The organism is Desulfocicer vacuolatum DSM 3385 (genome assembly GCF_900176365.1).
GTDB classification, from domain to species: domain Bacteria; phylum Desulfobacterota; class Desulfobacteria; order Desulfobacterales; family Desulfobacteraceae; genus Desulfocicer; species Desulfocicer vacuolatum.
In genome coordinates, this window is sequence record NZ_FWXY01000014.1 from 24,126 (window position 1) to 48,514 (window position 24,389).

At 47.0% G+C, this 24,389-nt stretch carries 20 protein-coding genes; 10 read left to right on the forward strand and 10 right to left on the reverse strand.

Annotation, left to right across the window (positions count from 1 at the left end):
• The first annotated feature begins 24 nt into the window (after nucleotides 1–24).
• Nucleotides 25–1,161 (forward strand): CaiB/BaiF CoA transferase family protein, encoded by a 1,137-nt coding sequence (locus B9A32_RS13105; RefSeq protein ID WP_084069903.1) that lies wholly within the window; start codon nucleotides 25–27, stop codon nucleotides 1,159–1,161.
• Nucleotides 1,112–1,351, forward strand: coding sequence for an IS110 family transposase (locus tag B9A32_RS22375; protein WP_408607038.1), 240 nt, complete (start codon nucleotides 1,112–1,114; stop codon nucleotides 1,349–1,351). Before B9A32_RS13105 ends, B9A32_RS22375 begins: the two co-directional genes overlap by 50 nt.
• 436 nt (nucleotides 1,352–1,787) lie before the next feature.
• Here B9A32_RS22375 and B9A32_RS13110 read toward each other — a convergent pair whose 3' ends face one another.
• Nucleotides 1,788–3,461, reverse strand: coding sequence for an IS91 family transposase (locus B9A32_RS13110; RefSeq protein ID WP_232367156.1), 1,674 nt, complete (start codon nucleotides 3,459–3,461; stop codon nucleotides 1,788–1,790).
• Between the two features lie 429 nt (nucleotides 3,462–3,890).
• Here B9A32_RS13110 and B9A32_RS13115 point away from each other — a divergent pair, with 429 nt between their 5' ends.
• The 4 genes from B9A32_RS13115 to B9A32_RS13130 all read left to right on the forward strand — a co-directional run bounded on the left by B9A32_RS13115 (nucleotide 3,891) and on the right by B9A32_RS13130 (nucleotide 9,145).
• Nucleotides 3,891–5,117: an LL-diaminopimelate aminotransferase gene (locus tag B9A32_RS13115; RefSeq protein WP_084069905.1), complete on the forward strand. Its 1,227-nt coding sequence runs from the start codon at nucleotides 3,891–3,893 to the stop codon at nucleotides 5,115–5,117.
• Nucleotides 5,114–6,343 (forward strand): molybdopterin molybdotransferase MoeA, encoded by a 1,230-nt coding sequence (locus B9A32_RS13120; protein WP_084069906.1) that lies wholly within the window; start codon nucleotides 5,114–5,116, stop codon nucleotides 6,341–6,343. Before B9A32_RS13115 ends, B9A32_RS13120 begins: the two co-directional genes overlap by 4 nt.
• 144 nt (nucleotides 6,344–6,487) lie before the next feature.
• Complete coding sequence (locus B9A32_RS13125) at nucleotides 6,488–8,422, forward strand: molybdopterin biosynthesis protein (RefSeq protein ID WP_084069907.1); 1,935 nt, start codon at nucleotides 6,488–6,490, stop codon at nucleotides 8,420–8,422.
• A gap of 57 nt (nucleotides 8,423–8,479) precedes the next feature.
• Nucleotides 8,480–9,145: a thermonuclease family protein gene (locus tag B9A32_RS13130; protein ID WP_084069908.1), complete on the forward strand. Its 666-nt coding sequence runs from the start codon at nucleotides 8,480–8,482 to the stop codon at nucleotides 9,143–9,145.
• A 264-nt stretch (nucleotides 9,146–9,409) separates the two neighbouring features.
• Here the strand turns inward: B9A32_RS13130 and B9A32_RS13135 are convergent, their stop codons facing one another.
• Together B9A32_RS13135 and B9A32_RS13140 are read right to left on the reverse strand one after the other, a co-directional pair.
• On the reverse strand, nucleotides 9,410–10,030 hold the full coding sequence (locus B9A32_RS13135) for a DUF3786 domain-containing protein (RefSeq protein WP_084069909.1): 621 nt from the start codon (nucleotides 10,028–10,030) through the stop codon (nucleotides 9,410–9,412).
• Nucleotides 10,031–10,066: 36 nt separating this feature from the next.
• Complete coding sequence (locus B9A32_RS13140; RefSeq protein ID WP_084069910.1) at nucleotides 10,067–10,543, reverse strand: GNAT family N-acetyltransferase; 477 nt, start codon at nucleotides 10,541–10,543, stop codon at nucleotides 10,067–10,069.
• 1,374 nt (nucleotides 10,544–11,917) lie between these two features.
• Here B9A32_RS13140 and B9A32_RS13145 point away from each other — a divergent pair.
• The 3 genes from B9A32_RS13145 (at nucleotide 11,918) to B9A32_RS13155 (ending at nucleotide 15,111) form a co-directional block, all read left to right on the forward strand.
• Nucleotides 11,918–13,366, forward strand: coding sequence for a DDE-type integrase/transposase/recombinase (locus B9A32_RS13145; RefSeq protein ID WP_084069973.1), 1,449 nt, complete (start codon nucleotides 11,918–11,920; stop codon nucleotides 13,364–13,366).
• Nucleotides 13,359–14,207 carry an ExeA family protein gene (locus B9A32_RS13150; protein WP_084069911.1) on the forward strand — a complete coding sequence of 283 codons (849 nt, stop codon included), beginning with the start codon at nucleotides 13,359–13,361 and terminating at the stop codon, nucleotides 14,205–14,207. Before B9A32_RS13145 ends, B9A32_RS13150 begins: the two co-directional genes overlap by 8 nt.
• A 103-nt stretch (nucleotides 14,208–14,310) precedes the next feature.
• Entirely contained in the window at nucleotides 14,311–15,111 is an 801-nt protein-coding gene (locus B9A32_RS13155) for a DNA-primase RepB domain-containing protein (protein WP_084069912.1), read from the forward strand.
• A 188-nt stretch (nucleotides 15,112–15,299) separates the two neighbouring features.
• Here B9A32_RS13155 and B9A32_RS13160 read toward each other — a convergent pair whose 3' ends face one another.
• Nucleotides 15,300–15,962, reverse strand: a complete 663-nt coding sequence (locus B9A32_RS13160) for a precorrin-2 dehydrogenase/sirohydrochlorin ferrochelatase family protein (RefSeq protein ID WP_084069913.1) — start codon at nucleotides 15,960–15,962, stop codon at nucleotides 15,300–15,302.
• 110 nt (nucleotides 15,963–16,072) lie between these two features.
• Between B9A32_RS13160 and B9A32_RS13165 the strand changes: the two genes are divergently transcribed.
• A complete protein-coding gene (locus B9A32_RS13165; RefSeq protein ID WP_084069914.1) occupies nucleotides 16,073–16,912 on the forward strand; it encodes an amidohydrolase family protein in 840 nt (279 codons plus the stop codon).
• Between the two features lie 218 nt (nucleotides 16,913–17,130).
• Here the strand turns inward: B9A32_RS13165 and B9A32_RS21365 are convergent, their stop codons facing one another.
• From B9A32_RS21365 to B9A32_RS13190, 6 genes are all read right to left on the reverse strand, one after another.
• The gene (locus B9A32_RS21365; protein WP_170923820.1) at nucleotides 17,131–17,520 is read right to left on the reverse strand and encodes a hypothetical protein; all 390 of its coding nucleotides are present in this window, start codon (nucleotides 17,518–17,520) and stop codon (nucleotides 17,131–17,133) included.
• Complete coding sequence (locus tag B9A32_RS21370) at nucleotides 17,492–17,935, reverse strand: sulfatase-like hydrolase/transferase (RefSeq protein WP_170923821.1); 444 nt, start codon at nucleotides 17,933–17,935, stop codon at nucleotides 17,492–17,494. Before B9A32_RS21370 ends, B9A32_RS21365 begins: the two co-directional genes overlap by 29 nt.
• Nucleotides 17,936–17,999: 64 nt before the next feature.
• Nucleotides 18,000–19,559, reverse strand: a complete 1,560-nt coding sequence (locus B9A32_RS13175) for an aldehyde ferredoxin oxidoreductase family protein (RefSeq protein ID WP_084069915.1) — start codon at nucleotides 19,557–19,559, stop codon at nucleotides 18,000–18,002.
• Between the two features lie 115 nt (nucleotides 19,560–19,674).
• Entirely contained in the window at nucleotides 19,675–20,586 is a 912-nt protein-coding gene (locus B9A32_RS13180) for a transporter (RefSeq protein ID WP_084069916.1), read from the reverse strand.
• Between the two features lie 693 nt (nucleotides 20,587–21,279).
• The gene (locus B9A32_RS13185) at nucleotides 21,280–22,419 is read right to left on the reverse strand and encodes an IS91 family transposase (RefSeq protein WP_084069917.1); all 1,140 of its coding nucleotides are present in this window, start codon (nucleotides 22,417–22,419) and stop codon (nucleotides 21,280–21,282) included.
• 284 nt (nucleotides 22,420–22,703) lie between these two features.
• A complete protein-coding gene (locus B9A32_RS13190) occupies nucleotides 22,704–24,377 on the reverse strand; it encodes an IS91 family transposase (RefSeq protein ID WP_232367156.1) in 1,674 nt (557 codons plus the stop codon).
• Between the last annotated feature and the right edge of the window lie 12 nt (nucleotides 24,378–24,389).

The following is a 24,389-nucleotide window of genomic DNA, read 5'->3' on the forward strand; positions in this document are numbered from 1 at the left end:
TCACAAAACAGTAACGGGAGAACCATGCAAAACGCACTTCTAAAGATCAAAGTGCTGGACTTGACCATGAACCTGCCGGGCCCTTTCATGACCTGGCTGATGGCAGAAATGGGAGCCCAGATCTTGAAAGTAGAGCAACCGGGAACCGGAGATTTTGCTAGAAATTTCAACGATCCCGGCCGGGAAACCTATTTTCCTATTTTTGACACAGTCAACCGGGGAAAGAAAAGCATCACCCTTGACCTGAAGCAGAATGCAGACCGAGAATCGCTGCTCGAACTCATGAAAGGATACAACATCGTTGTTGAAGGGTTTCGTCCCGGGGTTCTCAGAAAATTGGGCATCGATTATGCGACGGTAAGCAAAATATATCCGGATGTTATCTATGTCTCCATCTCTGGATACGGCCAGGAGGGAAGCTATGCAAAAAAGGGTGGTCACGACCTGAACTATCAGGCCCTGGCCGGCTGTTTTGACTCGGGATGCATGGAAGATGCCACAGCCTTTGTACCACCGGTGGCCATGGCCGATATCGGTGGCGGCAGCCTTTTTGCCCTTACTGGGCTTTTGGCCGCTATTATTGAACGTACAACCACAGGGTTGGGGCAGCATCTGGATGTCTCCATGGTGGACGGTGCCTTTGCCTTTAATGTACTTTCGTTCTGCCAGATGAAAAAGAGCCGTATCCAGGAAAAGAACGAGGGTCATTTTTTGTCCGGCAACCAGCCTTTTTACTATATTTATGAAACCCGGGATAACCGCCACATGAGTCTTGGAGCAGTTGAACCCAAATTCTGGATTGCCTTTTGCGAGGCAGTCAGCCGAAATGACTTGATTCCGCTCCAATTTGGGGGCCAGGAGGTTATTTCCCAAGTTTCAAAGATCTTCAAAACCCGGACCCGGTCGGAGTGGGCTGATCTGTTTAATACAATTGATGCCTGCTGCGAACCGGTTCTTAGCATCAAAGAAGTGATGCAGTCCGACCTTTGCCGGGAAAGAAATTTCATTAAAACTGATGATCATGGAGATATTGTTCTGAACTGTCCCATTAAATCGATGGGAGAACCGTTAAAAAAACCTGGCAGGACACCCGATCTGGGGGAATATAATGATGAGGTTAAAAGATGCCCGAAAAACAAAAAACGGTCAGACCCTGGTTGATTTAAAACATACATTACGGAAAACGGATATAGCAGATAGTAAATGGCTTGCAGGACTTCTTCGTCATGGGTTGCTAAAAGGTAGTTTTATCCCCCCGGAAAAAGTTCGGGAGAGGCGTGAACTAAGTCGATTGAGAAAGAAATATACCGAATCACTTGCAGATTATAAAAGGCCGATGAATTGGGTATGAAACTAGTACCTTGTGAAAATTAATCGAATCAACACGCTTTTTTAAAAAATGTTTAAGGAGGGTATAGTAGGTAAATATTTTATGATTCAGTAAAACAAAAGTCGAATGGATAACTGAAGCCATTGAGCGCGAATATAACATGACTGGTTGGTTCTTGATAGGAACTTGCTTTTCTTAGTGCAAACTATACCAGACTATCAATCAAAATGTCAAAAGCTAAGACAGTCTTCTCGCCCCTGCCCAGACACAACATGTTGTGTCTGGGCAGGGGCGAGAAGACTGGGATGCAGGTTAAGGTTATGTGGGAATATAAGGTAACAAGTGTAAGATAAGTGTATGGGAAAAAAGATAAGTTTTTTTTGAAAATCATGAAAAAAGAACAAATTTAGGCTAATTTTGAGCATACTTCACCGGAAACCCCGCTAACCGCAAAAAATTAATTCCAATAGTCAAATGACGGAATTTGAGAATCTGAATCATCGTAAATCAATTCAGGGATAGTGTTGGAATAGGCGGGTTCAGGCGGATCATGATTACGGGTATCCCAAAGCCCAAGATGACGCAAGATCTTTTCGATAAGGTCAAGGTCTTCGATAAAGCTGATAATTTTCATAGGACCCTGGCATTTTGGACACACAAGAGGATCAACTTCATAAATTTTCTGGATTAAACGCGCCCAGTTCTGCCTTACTTCTTTGGAAGACATGTCGTTTGGCATGACAGCCGGAATGGCTTCATCAGTTCCGGCCTTTTTTCTCATCCCCCTGGATTTATTCGAATACCAACCGTAATACCTGACCGTCTGTTCACATCTGTCAGGAATATGCGTCACCAGTCTGGCAAGCCAATCCAATGCATTGAAAACTTCACGGTTTTTCCCGTCTTTTGATGTATAAACCACTTTGGCAATACCATCTGCTGATTCTTCAGCCGGAATATAAACCATACGTTCTTGAGAAAAGCAGGCTCTGATAATGTAACGAGCCAGATTGCCAAGGCCATTTTTGTCTGAAGGTGTGATATTGTCACCAATATAAACATGGAAGCCGGAATGGTGCCAGGAAAGCATATTTTCGATAACAGCATCATTTATTTTCCCCTCCTTTTTGAGCATTTTGAGAACCTCATATTGAAAGATCTCTTCCAAATCTTCCAGAATAAAGCCTGGAGCCGCTTTAAAACTGCCGTCGTCAAGGAAACAGCCATCTGAAACAATAGCATGCAGATGTGGATTGAAGTTTAAAAAGTCCCCGTAGGTCTGGACCGCAATACTTGCACCAGGAACAGCATTACTGCCTGGAGCTACGGATTGTAAATACCCTTTTATCACATTCCAGGCGCAGACTGACAATTTTGCCAACAACTTGCGGTCATAAAGGAAATAAATCCGCAGTCGTTTTGGAATACTAAAAACCCAATGCCGATGGTGAACATCTTTTAAAACATTCGTCAGAAGCCATTCGCCATATTCAATCACCCGTTTCTGATGGCAAGATGGACAAAAATGCCTGCGCTTACAAGAAAAAGCAAGGAGATACTCATGGCCGCATTCTTCACAACGGACCCGGGCAAACCCCATGTGAAGATCACCGCAGTCGAGATATTTATAGATCACTGTCATGACGTACGTCCGCCAGAATCCATATCTGGGAGCGTACCTGTCATCCCAAGCCCGTTCCAGTTCTTCAAAATGGTTTTCAACACACTTGTAATATGCGCTTGCTTTAGGATTGCGCGGCTGATAGACATCAAGATTATGGGGTGTTGATTGAACCATAGCGAAATCGAAGAAAATAATAAATTTATCGTGACTGTTTGGTTCTGATTCAAGGCTTGGTAATAAAGGATAAATTATTTGTTGAAAATATACAACAATATGATGAAAAATATAACCAAAAAAAAGAGGCGATGTCCAACAAAAATATGCTGCGGTCGAGCCGCAGCATGGGCACCTCACTCTCCCATTGCGGCAACCGGTGGGCAGCTCCTTCAATCTGCACCAGTGGTTGAGGGTGCCGGTCCAGTGGTCGACTTCCGCTTTGGACAATATTGCCACGGCATGCCTGATCAATATTAACTGCATTGACGAAGCCATCGTCAATGAAACCATGGCAGAGTTCCAACTGCCATAATTGTCCTTGTCAAGGACTTTAAAAGGTTAATTCCTGACACTTAAAGATACAGCAAACTCTCAGTCATCCCCCGTGTAGTCTGACCCAGTCTCTGTGATGAGAAGAGTCTCCAATTGGTTCATTCAGATTTATAAAAAGGCTTTAACAGGCATATCAAATTTGGATGTTATGGTTTTATACCTTGCTTTCCTGATTGAATCAATGGTACCTACGCTCAATTCTTCTTGAACCCATTTGTCGACAGTGTCATTTACACCATTTGGCATTCTGCTGGTCTTCGTTTGCCCTTTTGTGATGATACCTTTTATAGCATCTTTGAATTCTATTGCCCATCGGGAGGGCGGCTCTGCTGAGGTAGACTTGAAGGCTACCTTTTCATATAAAAATTAAAATCCAGGAAGATAATAATGATACGAGCAAACAGACATTACGCAAAATTAAAGGCCTCTTACCTGTTTTCTGACATTGCCAAAAGAGTGGCAGCCTACCAGAGTGAAAATCCGGATAAGGAAGTGATCCGTCTGGGCATCGGGGATGTGACCCGGGCCCTTCCCCATGCCTGCATTGAGGGCTTTCATAAAGGGGTGGATGAGATGGCAGATGATGCCACCTTCCGGGGATATGGCCCGGAGCAGGGATATGATTTCCTCCGGGAAAAAATTGCAAAATTTGATTTCAACAGCCGGGGGGCCGACATTGCCGGTGATGAGATTTTTGTCAGTGACGGTGCCAAGTGTGACTGCGGTAATTTCCAGGAGCTGTTTGCCCAGGATATTAAAATTGCCATTCCTGATCCCGTTTATCCCGTGTATCTGGACACCAATGTCATGGCGGGCCGCACCGGCATTTTTGAGGACGGCAGATACCAGGGCATTGTGTATCTGGACTGCACCCGGGAAAATAATTTTTTGCCGGAATTACCAAAGGAGCCTGTGGATCTGATTTATCTGTGCTTTCCCAACAACCCCACCGGCACCACCATCACAAAGGCAGGTCTTAAAGAATGGGTGGATTATGCCAGAGCAAACAAGGCGTTGATTCTCTTTGATGCGGCCTATGAGGCCTTTATCCGAGACGAAGATCTTCCCCACTCCATCTATGAGATTGAAGGGGCCAAAGAGGTGGCCGTGGAGTTCAGAAGTTTTTCCAAGACCGCCGGTTTTACAGGTACCCGATGTGCCTACACCGTGGTACCCAAGGAGTGCATGGTCTATGATGAGGCCGGAGAGAAGGTTTCGCTTCATGCCCTGTGGAACCGACGGCATTGCACCAAATTCAATGGGGTCTCCTATCCGGTTCAGAAGGCTGTGGAGGCGGTCTATTCCCAGGAAGGTCAGATCCAGGTAAAGGCCCTGGTCTCCTATTACCTTAAAAATGCCGATCTCATCCGTCTGTCCATGGGCGAGCTTGGATTTACCTTTGTGGGGGGGGACAATTCTCCTTATATCTGGGTTGACGGCCAGGGCCGGGATTCCTGGGAGTTCTTTGATATGCTGCTGTCCAAGGCCGGTGTGGTGTGTACCCCCGGTGCCGGGTTTGGAAAATGTGGTCAGGGCTACATCCGCATCAGTGCATTCAACAGCCGTGAAAATGTGGAAAAGGCCATGATGCGCATTGCCGAGGCCCTTAAATGAACCATTTTTTCAAGGTAAAGACCCTGGAGGACGTAATGGGTATGGTGGGCCGTTTTTCCGCCATGCCCACAGAAACAGTGACGCTGCCCCAGGCATCGGGAAGAATACTGGGCCAGGACATCGTCGCCCACCAGGATCTGCCGGGGTTTCGGCGATCCACCATGGATGGCTATGCCGTTCAGTCCGCTGCCACCTTTGGGGCCTCCGAGGCCAACCCGGCATGGTTGAAAGTGGCCGGCACCATTGCCATGGGCGAAACCCCTTGTTTTTCCCTGACATCGGATGAAGCCGCCCCCATTTCCACCGGCGGCATGCTGCCCGATGGCGCCGACAGTGTGGTCATGGTGGAGCACACCGAAGCCGTTGATGCCGCCACCGTGGAGATCTATAAAAGTGTGGCCCCCCTGCAGCATGTGGTGGACAGTGCCGAAGATTATCGCCAGGGCCAGGAGATTTTAAAGGCGGGTACCCGGATTCGTCCCCAGGAGAGCGGGGTGCTGGCGGCCCTGGGAAAGACCCATGTGACGGTGTTCAAACAAACCACCGTGGCCATTATCTCCACAGGAGATGAGATTGTCCCCGTGGAAGAGACACCGGCCCCCGGCAGAATCCGGGACATGAATTCCCACACCCTGGCAGGCCTTATTTCAGAAGCCGGAGCCATTCCCCTGCAGCTTGGCATTGTAAAGGACAATCGAGATGATCTTTTTGATGCCTGCAGCCGGGCCGTGGCAATGGCGGACATGGTGCTTATTTCCGGGGGCAGTTCCGTGGGGATGAGGGATTTCACCGTGGAGGTGCTGTCCGACCTTGTCGATACGGAGCTTCTGGTCCACGGCATATCCATCAGTCCCGGGAAACCCACCATTCTGGCCCGTTCCGGCAATAAGCCCGTGTGGGGCCTGCCTGGACATGTGGTGTCGGCCATGGTGGTGTTCAAGGTGGTGGTGCTGCCTTTTTTGCGAAAACGCATGGGGGAAAACGCCTGGGCCAGTCCGGGTGCGCTGCTTCCGGCCATCCTTACCCGCAACGTGGCCTCGGCCCAGGGCCGTACGGATTTTATCCGGGTGGCAATCCAGGAAAAAGAGGGACACTTGTATGCCGCACCGGTACTGGGAAAGTCCGGTCTGATCCGCACCATGGTCATGGCCCAGGGACTTGTTGAAATCGGTGAGAATGTGGAAGGCCTGGACAAAGGGGCTGTGGTAAATGTTCGATGCATGTAAGACCTGCCACAATAAATAATGGAAAAGCAGTCGCTGTCAGTACCCAGTATACACCCAGCACCCAGCACCCAGCACCCAGCACCCAAAACCCAGTACCCAAAACCCAGTACCTGATTTTTCACATAAAAATACACAGAGAAAAAAATGACTGTAAAAAGAAATGTATACCTGGACATGAAGCCCGTTGAAACGGCAAAAACCATCCTTTTTGATGCCTTTCCCATAACCGGGGAGGTACAGTGGGAAGAGATCAACAGCTGTGACGCCCTGGGCCGGGTGCTGGCGGAACCAGCCGTGGCCGGACTCTCTTCCCCCAATTTCCATGCCGCCGCCATGGATGGCATTGCCGTTGATGCCAAAAACACCTTTGGGGCCAGTGAAGAATCTCCCCGTTCCCTGGTACCGGGCAAAGACATGTTCTGGATCAATACCGGCCATGTCATGCCGGAAAACACCAATGCGGTGATCATGATCGAGCACGTACAGATCATGGATGACAATCTGGTGGAGATTGAAGCCCCGGCATTTCCCTGGCAGAATGTCAGAAAAATGGGGGAAGACATTGTGGCCACGGAGCTTTTGTTTCCCCGGGGGCATCAAATCTGTGCCTATTCTGTGGGAGCGCTTATTGCCGGTGGGGTGTTTTCCGTAAAGGTTCGCAAACAACCCAAGGTAATGGTCATTCCCACGGGCAATGAGCTGGTCACCTGGCAAACGGCCCGGGACAAGGGCCTTACCCCCGGAGACGTCATTGAATCCAATTCTGCGGTGCTGCTTTCCCTGTGCCGGGAGTATGGATGCAAGCCCGAACGTCATCCCATGGTGGAGGATAAGCTGGAGTGGATTACCACGGCCGTGGATGAGGCCACAAAATCCGATTATGACATGATCATGATCATCGGCGGATCTTCCGCCGGTTCCATGGATTTTGCCCGGCCGGTGATATCCACCCTGGGTGAGGTGTTTGTCCATGGGGTCACCATGATGCCGGGTAAACCCGTGCTCTTTGGCCGGGTGAACAACAAGCCGGTGTTCGGCATCCCCGGGTATCCCGTATCCGCCATTGTGGCCTTTGAACAGCTGGCTGGGCCTCTGCTGTTAAAAATGCAGGGACGGGGGCCCATGGACCGGGATCTTGTACAGGTGCAGCCCGCCCGGAAAATGGCGTCCAAGCTTGGCATGGAGGAATTTTTGCGGGTGAAAATCGGTGCCGTGGATGATCGACTGATTGCCTCCCAGCTTCCCCGGGGGGCCGGCAGTATCACCACCATCACCGAAGCCGACGGCATCATCCGCATTCCCACCCATGTGGAGGGTATTTCCGAAGGTGAAACCGTGACGGCTGAACTTTTGCGGCCCCTGTCAGCCATTAAAAACACGGTGGTGATCACCGGTTCCCATGACAATACCCTGGATGTTCTGGCAGATCAGATCCGGCGCACCAACCCCGGAGTGAGCATTTCTTCAAGCCATGTGGGCAGCATGGGGGGACTTATGGCCATTAGAAAGGGGGCCTGTCACATGGGCGGTGCCCACCTGCTTTCGCCGGAGGATGGGTCCTATAATGTGTCGTATCTTAAAAAATATCTTCCTGATATGAAGGTGCATCTGATTAATCTGGTGATGAGAGAGCAGGGCCTGATTGTCCCCAAGGGTAATCCCAGGGGAATTAAGGGGTTGTCTGATGTGGCGGAACAATCGCTTTTTTTCATCAATCGTCAGCCCGGCTCCGGCACCCGGATCTTGTTTGATTACCAGCTTGAAAAGTTGGGCCTGACCCGGGATCAGATAAAGGGGTACACCAACGAGGAGTACACCCACATGTCCGTGGCTGTGGCGGTTCTGTCCGGCCGGGCCGATGCCGGTCTTGGCATCTATGCGGCGGCCAAGGCCCTGGATCTGGATTTTATCCCGGTGATCACCGAATCCTATGATCTGGTGATTCCGGATCGGTTTATTGCCACGGAAAAGGTGCAGGTGCTGTTAAATACCATCTCCACCCGTCAATTTAAACAGCGGGTGGAGGCCCTTGGTGGTTATGGCACGGAAAAGACCGGGGATCTTCTCTGGAAGTGTTGATATCACCCGTCCGTTGGGGGCTGCTGCTGCTCGCTGCCCGGGACTCTGGGAGGATACATGACCGGCCTTGGGAATAAAATAATAAAATATCTGCTGCTAGTTATTATCTGGGGCGCGGGTGTTGGGGGGGCCCTGGCTGCCGGGGGGATTTTTTCCTGGACGGATGAAGGGGGCATCAGGCATTACAGCAATGTCACCCCCTCCATTTCCGGGAAAAATCTGGAAACATTTGAGGAGGATCATTCCCGGTATAAGGGGCTTTCCCGCAATTCTCGGGAGGGTATTTTATTTAAAGCCGTAAAAATCTATGATGGGGATTCCCTGAAAGTCTCCGGGGGTGGCTTGACCCTTATGGTGCGCCTGGTGGGCATTGATGCTCCGGAAACCGGCGGGGGAAAGCATGAACCCCAACCCTTCAGCCGAAAATCCAAAGAGGCCTTTTCCCGCATGATCGCCGGGGGGCCTTTTACCCTTAAAAGCTATGGCACCGGAAGTTATAACCGTGTTCTGGCAGAGCTGTTTGTGGGGAGTGAAAACGTTAATCTGGCCCTGCTGCGTGAGGGACTTGCCGAGGTATACCAGGGAAAGATGCAGGCAGGGGTTGATAAAAAGGCCTATGTAAAAGCCCAGAAAGAGGCCCGGCAACATCGCCGGGGCATCTGGTCTCTTGGCAAGGCGTATGAAAGTCCGCGTCTGTGGCGAAAGAAGCATCCCAGAAAGTGATTCCGGCTCTTCGCGGATTATAGTGTGGGCACAAAACCTTGCGGTTATTATCACCCTCCAAAGAGGGGTAAGGTTCGCCTCGCCAATGTCCAGCAGGTTTCGCAATGTGGTTGACCGCTCCTACCTCACAGCGCTTTTACAGAGCCACGATAGCGCTTTGGTCTGGCGATTACATCCAAAGATATCTACATCCCGCCGAACGTAGTCAGTTAAGACTCAGGCTGGTCAACTTGGGCTCTTATAGGCCCTTTCTGAATCTTTGATTCAGGAGGGGGAGTTGACGTCACAAATAAGATCCACAATTTTCTTTGAGGTATACTCTCCCACATCAGCAAGGCCATCAATGGGTAAAAACCGGTTGGCATTGTTGGAGAACAGGCATTTCACCGATGCCGGAAAATCCTCATCCGCTTCATAAAAAATATAACAAAGGGCGATTTTAGGCAGGGGAAACAGGGTAAAGGCAAAATCGCCCCCGCCCTGAACCGGCACATCTTCACCGTTGAAATAGCGGGTGATCAAAGCGGCTGATTTTCTTATGTCTGGGACATGGGGTTCCAGTAATTGTTCCGTGTGCGTGGTAAAAGCCCCCACATAGGGCATGCTGTCGGGAAATTCCCGAAAGGACTTGAAGGGAGATAACAGACAGATTTCCGGGGTGGCATTCAAGGCATAAAGGGAGATTAAAATACCGTGGATGGCAGGGTAGTTTGCATCTCCCAGGGTGATAGCCCGGGGGGTAATGGTGCATTTCTCACCAAAGGCATTAAACATAAATTCCTGGCCATTCCGGTGGCCCGGTAAATTTCTTTCAAGATCCGGGGGAAGTTTGGTGTACAATTTGTGTAAATTTTGCTGAACTATTTTTGTGTAATTGTCGCTCAACGACTTTCTCCTTTCTTTTCTGTGTGCGATGGTGATCTATTGATCAAATTCAGGCTCATATCCCACAGTAAAGGGCGTTGTGGCGGTGTTGCCCATGGCTGAAAAATGTCTGTTATCCTTGTCAAAGGGGCAGATGGGCATTGAACAGGGTTTAAATCCGAACTTTCTGTAAAATTCAGGATTACCCAGAACAAATAGGGTGTTTTTTTTGATGGCTTCCTGGCGCAGGGCAAATCGTATCAATTCAGAGCCGATGCCCTGGCGCTGGAACTGCGGTGCCACAGCCACAGGTGCCAGGTGCAGGCCGCACACCTGTGTATCATTGTACGCATTGGAAAATGCGATGTATGCAATGACCTTGTTCACATGGATGCAGACCCATTCATGGATCTGGGTGTTGTTGCGGTGGAAATTTTCTACGAGTCTGGCCTCGTATCTGCTTTTGGGAAAGGCCGACTTCAGCAGGGCGGATACCTTTCCCTGGGTTTCCGGGGTTGTTTTACGTATTTTCACTGTTTTCTCCATAAGGTCTTGTGTTTCTGGCAATTCTCAAATTCTACCTGGCATCAACCGGGATAAGTCCTTTGGAGGATTGCTCTGAAACCCTCCCTGTCAGTTTTTCGTCTGGGCTGTGGGTGTTTTATATAAAACATCGTCCAACATGTTGCAACTCTGAAAGCGAAGTTTCAAGCTCATCATCAGAACTCTTTTGTTTTGATACCCATTTTAAAAAATGATTTGTCATTAAGCGTTTCATATCTGCATGTCATAACACCGGGTGGTATAGGTTTCAATTTCACTGCCGCAGGTATTGTCATGGGAGAAAGTGACAATTGTCTGGTCGAGTGGAAAACCAAAGATGGTAATTCAAGACTGGCAGCGCCGGGGGGCATGCCGCTAATGCCAATAACGCAAGCCTGACCCCACCCCCAAGTGGCCCATGTTGTGACCAAGCCCCATTTACGCAAAGGGAGTCGGTTTACCAGGATTCAACTTTGTATATTATAAAGTTTGTTTTCGGTATCGTTTTACATAATTTGCAAATCCTGATATGTCTTTTTTTATATAAAACTGATGTGTGGATCTGGATATTATGTTTATTATCCAGTTAGATAATAAATTGTGAATCATATCCAGACCAACACAACAACTTGTTCATGACCGGACACACGGGGGCGGGATGGATAATCGCCCGATTATATGCTACCGCTTAAGCTTTTGAAGCGCAGCAGCATAACTTCGTTAATGTAGACAGCGATTCAAAAACTTAAGCGGCAGGAAGGATGATAGTCCTTATCCCACTTTCCTCGGGCCTGTTAACAAGCCGCTGCACGTAGGCGAGATAGTGAGCTCAACATTGGAATCTAAAAACTAAGAAGGTACTTCAATGCGTCTACCACCATTAAAAAAGATAACTGATAAATTCTTATCCTGAGTGCGGACGAAAAAAATGATGGAAAAAAAGTATAAAATGGTCCAGAACAGTGAGTGAAAAAGAAAGGAGCCCCCTCACGTTCTTTGGCCAGTTCGTCGACGGGGGCTCCTGCCACTATAACCCTAAATGGCAGGAACCATGATATCACTTGATACCCTCACTCGCCAATCGTTATTTTCTCTTCTTTACACAATAGACCAAAAACTGGCAGAAGAAACAAAAGATGTCGGCTGCCCTATTGCGGGGGGCCGCTACATTTTGCCAACTATGAGCGCAAGCCTCGGGGCGGCCCTCCTGAATTACAAGAGGCTTTTGCAGTCCGTTTCAGCTTGTGTTGCGGCCGTGAAGGCTGTCGCAGTAGAACCATGCCTCCGTCGGTGCGATTCTGGGGACGGCGCCCGTTTGCCTCCATGGGGGAGGGTTTGAGGAAGCAAACCGAAAGGAGAGACTTCATGGGTAATACTAAAACATGCAATTGGCTGCACTGGGGACAGTTCCGGCTTGCTGTGATAGGAGAACTGTTGTCCAGCCCCCCTGACAAGGGAGACTTACAGCAGACCCTCGCCCGGCTTTCAAAAAAAAATTACCAGCATCCCATCGATGAAAACCAGAAGATTACTTTTGGATCGTCGACCATTGAACGTTGGTATTATAAGGCCGGAAAAGCCGATGATCCAGTGGCTGTCCTGGGCCGCAAAATCCGATCCGATGCCGGAATTCGCTGGTCCATGTCCAATGCGCTTTTCAATGCGCTGGAAAGCCAATACAAAAAATATTCCCGCTGGACCGTCCAACTGCACTACGACAACCTCAAGGTTACGGCAAAAGAACACCCGGAATGGGGTAAGGTTCCAAGTTATAAGACAGTTTTACGCTGCGTACGAGATAATGGCTGGTTGCGATCCCACGAACCGGCCCAACCCACACTGGGACAAAAACGAGCTGAAGAGCGTCGGGAGAAGAAAGAAATAAGGGGTTTTGAAGTCGCCTATCTCCATGGGCTTTGGCATCTGGATTTTCATCATGCAAAAATTCGCATTGTGGACGCCTCGGGCAATTGGTTCCAACCTATGGCCCTTGCTATTCTTGATGATCATTCCCGCATCTGCTGTCATCTGCAGTTTTATCTGGCTGAAACGGCGGAATGTCTGGTCCATGGATTAACTCAGGCAATCATGAAACGAGGACTTCCCAGGGCTTTGATGACCGACAATGGGTCGGCCATGCTGGCGGAGGAGACCACCCGGGGGTTAGAACGTCTGGGTGTTATCCATAAAACGACCCTTCCGTATTCACCATATCAAAATGGGAAGCAGGAGGTCTTCTGGGGGCAACTTGAAGGACGCCTTCTGGAACTTTTGCGTAAGGAAAAGGACTTGACCCTTTCCTATCTCAACCAGGCTGGCCAGGCCTGGGTGGAGCAGGATTATCACCGCAGATGCAATCGAGAGATTAAAACAACGCCTTTGGACCGCCTCATGAACCATAAAAGCGTTGCCAGAAAGGTTCCTGACAGCGAAACGCTTCAGCTTGCCTTTACACGCAGGATTACTCGAAAGCCAAGGCGCAGCGACGCCACAGTGACGGTCGAAGGTATCCGGTATGAACTGCCGGTTCGTTTTGCCCATATGGAATCGGTGATTCTGAGGGCATCAAGCTGGGATAAAAGCCAAATGATACTGGTTGATGCAAAAACAGATGCCCCCCTTACCCGAATTTTACCCCAGGATAAAACAGCTAATTCATCCGGCAAACGCCGAGTCATTTCATTCACATCACCCTCTTCTGATTCTGTTGAAGCGCAAGAACAGCCTGCTCTGTTAAAAAAGTGGATGGCTGATTATGCAGCCTCCGGTTTGCCCCCTGCCTATCTTCCAAAGGAGGAAAATTCCATTGAATAACATCGATATCCAAAGTCTGTATGGCCTTAAATACAATCCTTTTTTGCCCGACATACCCAAAGAAGCCATTTATTCCCTACCAGGTTCGGAGAGCTTTGAACTTCGGATAAGTTCCATGGCAGCCCAGGGAGGTTTTGCTCTGATTACCGGAGATCCGGGACTCGGCAAGAGTAAAACCCTTCATAAAATTGCCTGTAACCTGGCAAGAATTCCCGATCTGGCCGTAGGTGTTATGCAGCGCCCCCAGAGCAGGCTGGGAGACTTTTACCGGGAGTTAGGGGAATTGTTTAACGTGGCGCTTTCTCCTGCCAATCGGTATGGCGGGTTCAAGATTCTACGTGAGCGCTGGATAAACCATTGTCAATCCACCTTATTCAAACCGGTTTTGCTTATTGATGAGGCTCAACACGTCTCTGATGAATGTCTGACAGAGCTGCGGATTCTCCAAAGTCATCAATTTGATTCACAAAATCTCCTGTTTACCGTTTTGTGCGGCGACAACAGACTCCCGGAAAGGTTCCGGTCACCGGATCTTCTCCCACTTGGAAGCCGGATCGGCCCAAGGCTGGTGCTTGAGCCCCTCAGCCCCGAACAGCTGCAGAATTATCTGCATTTTGCACTGGATCAGGCGGGAAACAGTCAGTTGATGTCCGATGAATTGATTCGTACTTTGGCCAGTCATGTGGCCAACAATCTCAGGGTCCTCAACCATATGGCGGCTGAATTACTTAATGCTGCATCCATAAAGGAACTGCCCAGGATAGACGAATCTTTGTTTTTTCAATTGTTTTCCCCTTCACGATCTCAACCAGATAGAAACAGGAAAGTTAACATGCAGTAAAATTGGAAAGCGGTAAGACATGTTAGTATCGTCTTAAAAAAATATTCTAACCCCATTGCTTACGCCCCGGAGACCACAAAATAACTCCGGGGCTTTTCTGCCCATGGAAAAAATATTATGGAAGCTGCGTCAGTTCTTCAACGGCGCATATGAAATGGCAGTGCTGGACATGGCCGCCGGTAAACGATGGCGTGTAAAACCTCTCTCTTCAAATCTGCCATATCTAAAAGGTGAAAACACAAGAAATAATCATATTCTCATTCAGCCGTTGGAACAAGCTTTGTACCTGGTGGCAGATGACATCACTCCTGAACTTTTGCAAAAACACCACAAGCTACCAAATAGCACCTGGAAACCCGGCAGAATGGTGGTGGAAACATCACCTGAAAATTTTCAGGTCTGGATACATGCTCATCGTCCCATTCCACTTGAAGAAAAACGCTATTGGTTGAAAAAAATGAAGTCAGATCCCGGTGCTGACCCCTGCAACCGATGGGGGCGATGCCCAGGCTTTAGAAATCGGAAAAACAAATATCGCAACAGTAAAGGGTTTTATCCCCTGGCAAGACTTATATGGGCAGACTGGAAACACACCGCTCACATCCCACCACCGGCTTTTATCAAAACCCCATACAAACCCGAGCACTTTTCCCATCTCCCCCTGGAGGGGGGCGTGTGTCACCTTCCTGTTTTTCCCCGTTCGCATTACGATCGGGGTGATGAATCGGCTACTGATTTTGCTTTTTCCATGGCCTTATTCAGAAGAGGGTTGAATCAAAATGAAGTCAGGCGTCAAATACTGGAACAAAGAACCATTTGGAAAAACCATTCAAACCCAAAACAGAAGGATGCCTATTTAAACAGGACAATTTCCAAGGCCAAAATGTTGGTCAAAACTTCTTAAAAACCTTGCCTGAATGCTGATGAATCTATAGTTGAAAAATATTTTTTATTTTCTACTGCTTTGCATGATTTTCTTATAAAGCTTACCATCGGTAATGTTGTCCTCTTTTCCATCATTTTTTGAGACCGCGCTCATTTCAACAGGGTAGATAATTGCAGAGTAAGAGTACTGATACTGGCTAATTCCATTTATTGCTCCTGTGGTACAAGGCTTTGATAATCAAACCCAGGCCCGAGCAGTTCAACGAGAACCAAGTTTATCCGGGTTTCATCATTGGCTGCGATCATGGCAGGTAAATTTTTTTCAACAAGGGCGGTAAATATTTTTTTATGGGAGACGGGATCATGGTCCTCCTCCAGCATTTTTTTCCGAATATTGCCCATGAGCAGAAGAAAACCGGTATATTCCGGACCAAACATCTGTTCAAGATCTTTCCTGATTTTTTTGGCCAGGGCCGGGCTGGACCCGGATGTAGACACAGCACACACAAGATCCCCCCTCTCCACAACAGAAGGAAGAATAAAGTCAGACCTTTCCGGGGCATCGGCAATATTACACAAGATCCCCCGATCCCTTGCATCTTCCTGGATCCGCAGGTTCACCTCCCTGCTGCTGGTAGCGGCAAACACCAGAAAAACCTCACCCAGGTCCGATGTTTCATAGGGCTTGCACTCCAGGCGGATGTTATCGTTTTTTTGGGCTTCAAGCTTTTGGGAAAAACCCTTGCTAACCACCCGAACCCTGGCCCCTGCCCGACACAACCCCATGGTTTTCCGGGTGGCCACGCCACCGCCACCCACCACCAGGCAGTCGCGGTCCTTTAAATCCAGAAAAATGGGATAATACTTCATCCTTACCCTGACCCTTTGATTCACTCATCTTGTTTAAACAAAAATTTTAGTATATATTGCCGTCTATAATTTTTCAATATCTATTCACCTGATACTTGAGGATAGCCTTCATGATAATTGATTCCCACACCCATCTTTTTCCGGAACCCGTAAGAAATGATCGATCCCTGTTCTTTGACAAAGAACCTGAATTCAAACTGCTCTACAACTCCCCCAGGGCAAAAATATCCACAATTTCAGAATTAGTTGACACCATGGATATCCATGGGGTGGATATTTCTGTAGTCAGCGGATTCCCCTGGAGAAACCCGGACCATGCCAGAAAAAACAATGATTATATACTTGAAGCTGTCCAGGCCCATCCAAACAGGATCAGGGGACTTGCCTGTTTTGACCTGAGTTGGGAAGGTGCGGCAGATGAGGCTGTCCGGTGCATGGATGCAGGATTGTCAGGCGTAGGAGAACTGGCCTTTTATCTTTCCGGCATTGATGAAACAGCCCTCACGCTTCTGGAACCTGTCATGGCAGCCCTGCGGTCCCATGGAAACCGCCCCTGCATGATCCACACCAATGAACCCGTGGGCCATCCCTATCCCGGCAAAACCCCGGTGACGCTGGAACAGATTGATACCCTGGCAAAAAGATTTCCCGACAACAAAATCATCCTGGCCCATTGGGGTGGAGGCATTTTCTTCTACCATGTCATGAAAAAACAGGTAAAGGAAAACCTGAAAAATATCTGGTATGATACGGCTGCTTCGGTTTATCTCTATGATCCTGAAATTTATGACATGGCAGTCCGGGCCGGGGTCATTGACAAGGTTCTTTTCGGCACGGATTTTCCCCTGCTAACACCGGACCGGTATTACGCAGACATGGATAAATCAGCCATGACAGACCTCCAAAAAGCACAAGTACTTGGGGAAAACGCCCTTGCTCTTTTTAAATAAAGATCCATGACACAATAAATTGGACGAAATCATTTGCAGGCACTCGGGGTTTCACCTAGCTTTTAGGCTGGATTTTTAAATTGTCGGCTGAATAAAAAAATGCCGATACCTGTTACAACAATTACTCAAACAGACATTGGCATTTTCTTTTTTATTCTCCCCTATCCCCAGCCAGATGATATCAGAGGCAAGAAGATCTGGTGTAAACTGGATGCTGCTTAATCCGGCATGAATTTTTCTATGACATTGTCCAGGTTAAAGGCAGAAAGCTTTTGCCTGGGCAGAAAATCCTTAAAAGAAATTAGAAATTTGGTAAAAACCTGTTGGGTCGGGACACATAAAAACAATCTTTCCGCGAGCCAATTATTATATCCGGCTGCTTCTTGATCGGCCCGTTCAAAGAGGTCTCTCCGCAGATTAAATATTTTGGGTAACCTCAGGGCAAAATAGGGATCCTGCCAGACAGAGAACCCATGGGCCCGCTGCTCCTGGAAAACCATTTTCCAATCACCGTTGCGGATGCCCGTGGGAACGCCGCCATCTGAAAAATAGAAAAATTCCTTTCTGGGCCCGACCTTTTCATCCCCGATTAGTGGGTAAAAATTCATCCTTGTCCCCCAGGTGATTTTTCCCAAACTGGGCGGTCATATATCCCAGGGGCTTGAGCAATTCAGCAATGGTTGGATCTTCGGGCCTTAAACCGATATCCGCACCGGGCAGGCCCACCCTCAAAAGCCCGGTTCGGAAAGGATGCTGACCTGTGATAAAGGCGGCCCTACCCGCAGTGCAACTTTTCTCTGCATAGGCATCTGTGAAAAAAATACCTTCCTTGGCAATTTTATCGATATTAGGGGTGTCATACCCCATCATTCCCCTGTTGATATGGCTGATGTTAAACCAGCCCACATCATCTCCCATGATCACCAGGATATTTGGCTTTTTTGCCGCAAATCCGTTTATCGGGAACCACATGATCAGTATAAGCACGCCAATCAATTGAAGTATGGTTTTTCTTTTTTGCATTTAGAGAACTCCATCAAATTTTATACTATTTAAGCAATTCAAACCCTAACAAACTGTAAAAAAATCAACTTTTGGTTGAATTACATAACGTATCGGACAGGTTTTCCAGGCCCAGCTCAATCAGCTTTTCTTTTCCTGGTCTTCCCGTAGCAGTATCCCAACCCATAATTTCATAATATGTCTGTACCATCTCCTCAATAGGATAAGTCACCCCTGCAGTGGAGCCTTCTGTAAGGGCTGTATTGGCAATGGTAGGCAGGGTATCCTGGTTAGCATCCATCCCCATAATATTACTGATGACTCGTTTGATGGCAAGCGATCTCATTCCTGTCTGGAGTAATGCATCCGGGGTGATATCCCAACCGGTTACTGCATTCAGGTATCCGCAGGCCAAAGCCGGCGGAACCGGGGCCATTATGCACATTGCCAGGGAATTAAAAAGTTCCTTATAGGCCTGAAATTTAACCGCACTTTCCACTTTTTTCCGGTCAGTGGCAAATCGGTCTCCAGGGATGACCCCATATTCCTCCACCGGCATACCGCTATCAACCATGACATAATCACCTTTCAAGTGACAAGCCCCCCTGGGCCCTGTGGCATAGCAGATCGCCTGGCCTGCAAACGCCCGGGGGTCATGCATGGGTATTTCAAGTCCCTTGACCTGGGCAGCTTCTCCTTCGTCCCGGCCAAGCTCCCGAGCCATGGCCAGGGTGCCCCTGCCCACCAGCTTACCAAAGCCATCGTTGTCAATGATCATCTTTAAAAGTTTCAGGATAGCATTTTCATCCCCCCACTTGAGCGACAACCCGGTGGTTTCTTCATTAATCACACCTTTATCGTATAAATACATGGCATAAGCAATACTCACACCAGCGGAGATGGTATCAATGCCGTGCAAATTGCACAGATGATTGGCACGGATGATTGACTCCAGATCAACATTACCGCACAAAGGCCCCAATGCTGCAATGGTTTCATATTCCGGCCCATCCACCTTTGGCAGGTCCGGTGCCACATCCTTGAGGACACGGCCGCAGCCCACCACACACCCCTGACAAAAATAATTGGACACATCGTATTTGGTGCGCATTGCCAGGCCGTCTATTTTTTCAGCCGGGAAAACAGATTTGGTAAAATAGTGACTAGGTACATCCCCTAGCGCCATTCCAGCCATGGTATACATAGCAGTACCAAACTCGTTGAGGGCCATACCAATCACATTCCCCTTTAATGCAGGGATTGCGTCTTTATTCAAAGCGGAGATAGTCTCTTTAGAAGCTACAGTGACTTTTTGTTTCCCTTCACATACAACGGCTTTAAGATTTTTCGAGCCCATAAGTGCCCCAAATCCGCATCTGCCGGCGGCTCTCCCCTCATCGTTCATTACACAGGCATAGGCCACCTGATTTTCGCCTGCTTTCCCAATGCAGGCCACGCTGATTTCCTTGCCCAATTCTTTTTTTAGAATCTCCTGGGTCTCGTAGATATCCTTCCCCCACAAATGAGTGGCATCCTTTACACTGGCCTGCCCTTCTTTCATATGGATATAGATCGGTTTATCTGCTTTCCCTGTTACCACCAGGCTATCAAACGCATTTTTTATCTTCCCCTTGAGCAAAATCATCCTCTTTACCTATTACATGTGACGATTTGGTACAATTATCTTTACTGCTCATATTTCCCCTCCGAATATTAAGTAATTAACAAGTACGCCAATGTTTTCCAAATAGAAATCTATTTTACCAAAAATAGGCCCATCTAACTCCAACATAATCTTGCTTAATTCCATTTTCCACATCCAAATCAGTACTGTATTGAAGCATCAATTGGGTTTGCGGTGTAATCGTTACCGCTGCCGTAAACATCATTTCTTTCGTATCTGTTTCATCGTCCATTGATCCTACTCCTTCTAATTCTGCCTCCCCTCCCTTGGACCATCGATAGCTCAGTGAAGTGTAAAAGGATTGGGTAAAATTATAACTAAAATGACACTCAGCTACATAAAGCGGATCCTTTTCTTCCGTGAGAGAATCTACAGAATAGTCTGTATTATCTGAATAAAAATCGATAGTGCCAGTTCCTTCGATGAGTAGACGATCAATTTCCCATGCAAAAAAAACCCCAGGACGATACGCCCAGCGATTACTACCAAGATTTACTGATTTTTCAGAGTCATATCCACCGGTAGGGGGGATTACATAAATGGCCGCGCCCAAGAATAACCTATTTTTGTCTTCGTTAATAAACGGATAATAATAACTTGCATTTAAAACGGTATCACCAAGATCACTATTACTGTCATCTAACTCTCCCAATTCAAGATCAATAGAGCCAAAAGGTTGAATAATATTCAACTGAAGAGTCCCTCCCCACACACCAAAAGCATGAACATATCTGGCCATGGTCAATTGGCAGCTAAAATCAGCATTATTGCTCACCTCATCTCCATTTTGATACATATCACTACCGGAAATACTTCTGTGATAAACGAGGAAGACATCTGTCCCAGCAGGAATGGGTACTAAATCTTTTGGATCTGTTTCAGCGAGTGCCATACCAGATATCAAAAAAATTGAAATCATGACCGTTAATATTATTATCCATTCCCCCTTCAAAATATTCTCAACTCTGGTAAAAAGGTTAATTCTCATGTCATTCCCTCCTTCCTTTTTAAAGTAAGCCCAACATTAAATAAATTTTAACTCTACAACACAATTTTTGATCAAACACATATTTCAAAAGAGAAAAAACAGCTATTTCATCTCCGATCTGGAGTGTTAGGGGGGGGCGAAGATAAAAACTTGGCGGCAGTATTAACCATAAAACAGTCTATATGTATTTCAATAAACATTGTGCCCCCCCTATTCTACCAGCAAACGATTACCCTAATTAACATTAAAGGATGATCTTTCCTCAGAGATTTAGATCCTAATCTGAGCGATGTTGTCACTCATGCTCTCACTTCAAATCTCAGGGAGCGAATGAAGTTATCCAAACTTTCCAAGCTTTCGATATTCCTCAAATTCTGAATCAGGTTATCGGTGATCTTGATCGGAACCTTGGTCTCCTCGTGGATCGTTTTTATTAAGGGATAGGAACTTGCTTTTTGCTAAAGAAAGTATCGAAAATCCCCAAAGTTTAAACAAAGTTTAAAATATTACTGCTCCCCTGATACAGGTACAACATGTTGTACCTGTATCAGGGGAGAGAAACTTAAGTCAAGACAAAAATCAAGGCCTGAACAATTTAACTTGAGATTTCTGAAAAATTTTTAAAAAATACTAAGACAGGGATGATTTTGGGCGTAGGCCACCGTAATTCCTCAGCCCAATTTTAAAAAAAAATCAATACCAACTCTCCAATTCCGGAATTTTAGAGTCTGTCTCATCACAGACCAAATCAAGAATATAATCTGAAACCTTTTGCGGCGGATCATGGTTGCGGATATCCCAGAGATCAAGATGACGCAATATCTTTTCGATGACGTCAAGTTCTTCGATAAAGCTAATTATTTTCATTGATCCCTGGCATTTTGGACACACAAGCGGATCAACTTCATAAATTTTCTGGATCAGGCGTGCCCAGTTCTGCCGTGATTCTTTGGAGGACAGATCATTTGGCATAACGGCAGGAATGGTATCATCCATACCAGTCTTTTTTCTCATCCCTCGGGATTTGTTCGAATAAAAACCGTAGTACCTAACCGTCTGCTCATATCTTCCGGGAATATGGGTCACCAGGCGAGCCAGCCAATCCAGTGCATTAAAAACTTTCCGGGACTTTCTGTCTTTTGATGTGTAGACCACTTTGGCAACACCATCTGCTGAGTCTTCAGCCGGGACATAGACCATTCGTTCCTGGGAGAAACAGGCGCGGATAATATAGCGTGCCAGGTTGCCAAGACCGGTTTTGTCTGAAGGCGTTATCCTATCACCGATATAAACATGGAAACCGCTATGGCGCCATGAAAGCATATTCTCAATGACGGCATCATTAATTTTTCCCTCTTTCTTGAGCATTTTCAGCACCTCATACTGGAAAATTTCTTCCAGATCTTCCAGTATAAAACCTGGGGCAGTTTTAAAACTGCCATCATCAAGAAAACAGCCGTCAGTGGTTATAGCATGCAGGTGAGGATTGAAATTTAAAAAATCTCCGTAAGTCTGGACTGCGATACTAGCACCAGGAACGGCAGTATCATCGGAAACAACGGATTTAAGATATGCATTCATCACCTTCCAGGCACAAATCGACAATTTTGCCAGCAGTTTTCGGTCATACAGAAAATAAATCCGCAGCCGTTTGGGAATACTGAAAACCCACTGCCGATGAGGGACATCTTTCAGCACCTCCGTCAACAGCCATTCTCCATATTCGATCACCCGTTTCTGATGGCAAGACGGACAGAACTGCCGTCGCTTGCAAGAAAATGCCAACAAATACTCGTGGCCGCATTCTTCACAACGGACCCTGGCAAATCCCATACTTGATAGGAACTTGCTTTTCTTAGTGCAAACTATACCAGACTATCAATCAAAATGTCAAAAGCTAAGACAGTCTTCTCGCCCCTGCCCAGACACAACATGTTGTGTCTGGGCAGGGGCGAGAAGACTGGGATGCAGGTTAAGGTTATGTGGGAATATAAGGTAACAAGTGTAAGATAAGTGTATGGGAAAAAAGATAAGTTTTTTTTGAAAATCATGAAAAAAGAACAAATTTAGGCTAATTTTGAGCATACTTCACCGGAAACCCCGCTAACCGCAAAAAATTAATTCCAATAGTCAAATGACGGAATTTGAGAATCTGAATCATCGTAAATCAATTCAGGGATAGTGTTGGAATAGGCGGGTTCAGGCGGATCATGATTACGGGTATCCCAAAGCCCAAGATGACGCAAGATCTTTTCGATAAGGTCAAGGTCTTCGATAAAGCTGATAATTTTCATAGGACCCTGGCATTTTGGACACACAAGAGGATCAACTTCATAAATTTTCTGGATTAAACGCGCCCAGTTCTGCCTTACTTCTTTGGAAGACATGTCGTTTGGCATGACAGCCGGAATGGCTTCATCAGTTCCGGCCTTTTTTCTCATCCCCCTGGATTTATTCGAATACCAACCGTAATACCTGACCGTCTGTTCACATCTGTCAGGAATATGCGTCACCAGTCTGGCAAGCCAATCCAATGCATTGAAAACTTCACGGTTTTTCCCGTCTTTTGATGTATAAACCACTTTGGCAATACCATCTGCTGATTCTTCAGCCGGAATATAAACCATACGTTCTTGAGAAAAGCAGGCTCTGATAATGTAACGAGCCAGATTGCCAAGGCCATTTTTGTCTGAAGGTGTGATATTGTCACCAATATAAACATGGAAGCCGGAATGGTGCCAGGAAAGCATATTTTCGATAACAGCATCATTTATTTTCCCCTCCTTTTTGAGCATTTTGAGAACCTCATATTGAAAGATCTCTTCCAAATCTTCCAGAATAAAGCCTGGAGCCGCTTTAAAACTGCCGTCGTCAAGGAAACAGCCATCTGAAACAATAGCATGCAGATGTGGATTGAAGTTTAAAAAGTCCCCGTAGGTCTGGACCGCAATACTTGCACCAGGAACAGCATTACTGCCTGGAGCTACGGATTGTAAATACCCTTTTATCACATTCCAGGCGCAGACTGACAATTTTGCCAACAACTTGCGGTCATAAAGGAAATAAATCCGCAGTCGTTTTGGAATACTAAAAACCCAATGCCGATGGTGAACATCTTTTAAAACATTCGTCAGAAGCCATTCGCCATATTCAATCACCCGTTTCTGATGGCAAGATGGACAAAAATGCCTGCGCTTACAAGAAAAAGCAAGGAGATACTCATGGCCGCATTCTTCACAACGGACCCGGGCAAACCCCATGTGAAGATCACCGCAGTCGAGATATTTATAGATCACTGTCATGACGTACGTCCGCCAGAATCCATATCTGGGAGCGTACCTGTCATCCCAAGCCCGTTCCAGTTCTTCAAAATGGTTTTCAACACACTTGTAATATGCGCTTGCTTTAGGATTGCGCGGCTGATAGACATCAAGATTATGGGGTGTTGATTGAACCATAGCGAAATCGAAGAAAATAATAAATTTATCGTGACTGTTTGGTTCTGATTCAAGGCTTGGTAATAAAGGATAAATTATTTGTTGAAAATATACAACAATATGATGAAAAATATAACCAAAAAAAAGAGGCGATGTCCAACAAAAATATGCTGCGGTCGAGCCGCAGCATGGGCACCTCACTCTCCCATTGCGGCAACCGGTGGGCAGCTCCTTCAATCTGCACCAGTGGTTGAGGGTGCCGGTCCAGTGGTCGACTTCCGCTTTGGACAATATTGCCACGGCATGCCTGATCAATATTAACTGCATTGACGAAGCCATCGTCAATGAAACCATGGCAGAGTTCCA